Below are 390 nucleotides of genomic sequence, written 5' to 3' on the forward strand. Positions count from 1 at the left end.
GAAAGTATCTGAAGTTTTGACAAGTGAAGATATAGCAGACCTTCATGAAATGCTCTTATTTTGGCGTACAGATAGAGAAAGAACGAAAAAGCACAAAACTCTTCATGAAGAAATAAAAACTCTTAGAAGGGACGATAGGACGCGAAAAACGGTTATTTTGAGCAAAGAAGTTGCGAAACGTCTCGATAAACTGTCAGAAAGAGAGCGTTTTGACAAGTCCGACCTATTAGAATTGGCATTGGAGCATTTTTTGAGTGAATATGAATGAAAATAGATTGTTGTTTGTTATTAGGTCCATTATGGACCTTTTTATTTTTTTTAGGGAAGATTGTAGAGCTTTGTATAACGTCCTCGCAAATTATTGTTATTGATCTTACGAGGTTTGTAGAG

At 35.1% G+C, this 390-nt stretch carries 1 protein-coding gene; it reads left to right on the forward strand.

What is annotated here, in order from left to right; genetic code table 11:
- The coding region (locus FE392_RS21065) for a ribbon-helix-helix domain-containing protein (RefSeq protein WP_319932017.1) at positions 1 to 268 on the forward strand (268 nt) is incomplete at its 5' end.
- Positions 269 to 390 lie beyond the last annotated feature (122 nt).

The sequence above is a fragment of the Xenorhabdus santafensis genome, assembly GCF_033949405.1.
GTDB lineage: Bacteria > Pseudomonadota > Gammaproteobacteria > Enterobacterales > Enterobacteriaceae > Xenorhabdus > Xenorhabdus santafensis.